3 protein-coding genes are annotated in these 2579 nt (G+C 37.8%); 2 read left to right on the forward strand and 1 reads right to left on the reverse strand.

Annotated elements, in window-relative coordinates:
- Together RLO81_RS10640 and RLO81_RS10645 are read left to right on the forward strand one after the other, a co-directional pair.
- Positions 1-482 (forward strand): helix-turn-helix transcriptional regulator (locus RLO81_RS10640; RefSeq protein ID WP_502880449.1); only part of this gene is annotated, 482 nt, incomplete at its 5' end.
- Between the two features lie 3 nt (positions 483-485).
- The gene (locus RLO81_RS10645) at positions 486-1898 is read left to right on the forward strand and encodes a sugar porter family MFS transporter (protein ID WP_350111222.1); all 1413 of its coding nucleotides are present in this window, start codon (positions 486-488) and stop codon (positions 1896-1898) included.
- Between the two features lie 17 nt (positions 1899-1915).
- Here the strand turns inward: RLO81_RS10645 and RLO81_RS10650 are convergent, their stop codons facing one another.
- The gene (locus tag RLO81_RS10650; RefSeq protein WP_350111225.1) at positions 1916-2497 is read right to left on the reverse strand and encodes an NADPH-dependent FMN reductase; all 582 of its coding nucleotides are present in this window, start codon (positions 2495-2497) and stop codon (positions 1916-1918) included.
- Positions 2498-2579 lie beyond the last annotated feature (82 nt).

Consider the following 2579-nt stretch of genomic DNA (forward strand, 5'->3'; position numbering starts at 1 on the left):
AACAGAAAGAATTACAAAAACTTAAGGAGGAACAAATACAAAGCGAACTTCGGCATGTTAATAACCTATTGGCTGCTTCTACAATGAATTTGGTGGTGAAAAATGAATTCATGGAGAATATAAAGGAGGAGTTAAACGAAGTAAGACAAAGAGGTGCGGCACCAGAAACCAGCAAATCGCTTGAACGAATTATTAAGGAAATAGATACCACTTTAAAACTTCAGGAAGATTGGAAACAGTTCGAATATCATTTCGATAAAGTTCATGGCGATTTTTTAACCAGATTAACTACTGAGTTCACCGATTTAACACCTGGCGAACAAAAACTTTCAGCATTTCTAAGGTTAAAAATGGATACCAAGGAAATTGCCAATTTGATGGGCGTTTCTTTAAGGGGTGTTGAAGTGGCACGATACCGTTTGAGAAAAAAATTAGGTTTAGATAAACATCAAAACCTTTCAAAGTTCATATTAGAATATTAGTCCATGTCAAAAAATGGACTATTAATTCTAATAACGTCTGTAGCAGCCCTAGGAGGGTTACTTTTTGGTTATGATACTGGTGTAATTAACGGAACTCAATTCTATTTCAGTAAGTACTTTGAATTACAAGGAGCTTTAAAGGGCTGGGTGGTTAGCAGCGCACTTGTAGGGTGTTTTGCTGGTGCTATTTGTGCAGGTTTTGTTACCAATAAATACGGAAGAAAGTATAGCCTGATTATATCTGCCATCTTGTTTACCGTTTCTGCCTGGGGCTCTGGTTTACCTGCCCTCTTGCCAGAGTCCGTTACACTAATGGTTATTTTTAGAATTATAGGCGGCATTGGTATTGGATTAGCCTCTATGGCTGCTCCAATGTATATAGCAGAAATTGCACCGGCAAAGAGGCGGGGTGTGCTTGTTTCATTTTATCAACTAGCCATAGTAACAGGTTTTTTCGTTGTGTTTTTAGCAACTTATTATATTGGTGAAAGTTTTGATTTCGCAGGCAATGTAAAAGAAGGTTGGCGCTGGATGTTCTGGTCAGAGCTTATCCCTTGTTTCCTCTTTCTTGGTCTCACCTTTTTCATTCCTCAAAGCCCGAGGTGGTTGGTGATGTCTGGCAAGGAAACGGAAGCCCTAGTGGTATTACTTAAACTTCATGAAAAAGCTGATGCTCAAAAAGAGATTGATGAAATTATAAAGTCGGTTAAAAAAGAAGCAAGGACAGAACAAAAGTCTGTTTCAATTTGGCAAAGCGCAGTACTGCCAATTGTTTTGATAGGCTCTTTTCTATCATTAATGCAGCAGTTTACCGGTATTAATGCTGTATTGTATTATGGAGGTGATATTTTTGAAAATGCACTTAGCTATGGACAGGACGATATTCTTTCGCAACAAATTTTATTAGGTGCTGTAAATTTTGCATGCACATTTATTGCCATGCTTACAGTAGATAAGTGGGGGCGTAAGCCCCTCATATTATATGGTAGTTTCGGCATGCTATTGGGCTTTATTTTGCTGGGTGGTTCCTTATATTTTGATCAGGTGGGAATTATATCATTAGTTGGTGTATTAATATTTATTGGTTCTTTTGCCTTTAGTATGGGGCCAGTTACTTGGGTATTGTTATCGGAAATGTTCCCAAATAAGGTAAGAAGTATAGCCCTGTCTGTTGCAGTAGCTGTGCAATGGGCTGGAAATGCCCTTGTTGCGTTTATATTTCCAGTGATGGCCGAAAGCAATGTAAACGTAAATGGTGCATGGAATAAATCGCTGCCTTATGTAGTTTTTTCACTTTGTATCATAGTATTAATCATTTTTACCAAAAAATACATTATTGAAACAAAAGGTAAAACACTAGAAGAACTAGAAGGTATTTGGGCTGAGAAATATGGTAGAATAAAACACGAACGTTAATAAATGGGAGTTAGCAATTAATAGGGAGTGCCCTTTTTTTCTCTTTGAACCTTCATTGCTTCCATATACCATTCAAGTTCGTCTAAAAACTTGTTAGTAGATTTAATGTAGTACTCCTCAGTTGCTTTACCCTCCTGATCAATAATTTTTTGAATTTTCGGATATCCTTGAATAGTTGAAATACTTGGAGTTCCTAACTCACCTAATATTGCTCTTAGATGTACAGCAGCCCTCATTCCACCATACTGTCCGGCAGAGTAGGCAGCAATGGCACTTGGCTTAAAAAAGTACTCTTTTTGAAAATGATCCAACATATTTTTAAGGGCAGGAGGGATGCTATGATTATACTCTCCTGTAACCATGATGAAGCCATCAGAATCGTTCAACGCATCAGCGATATGCTGCATGGCTGCTGGAGCATTTCCTCGCTCATATTCTTTGTACATCTTATTTAAGAAAGGCAGCTCAATTTCTTCAGGGTCTAAGACATGCGTCAGATGGCCTCTTTCCTTTAAAAGGTTATCCAATAACTTAACGGCACGTATGCCAAGCCTTCCTTCTCTTACAGACCCGTAAAGGATACTTACATTAAACTTCATAAAATATAGCTTTATAATTGATTACCGCAACTGTAGCAATAGTTGGCATCTTGCCTTTTTTGTTTTGCTCCGCATTCATCAC

Source organism: Fulvivirga sp. (assembly GCF_040220315.1).
Taxonomy (GTDB): domain Bacteria; phylum Bacteroidota; class Bacteroidia; order Cytophagales; family Cyclobacteriaceae; genus Fulvivirga.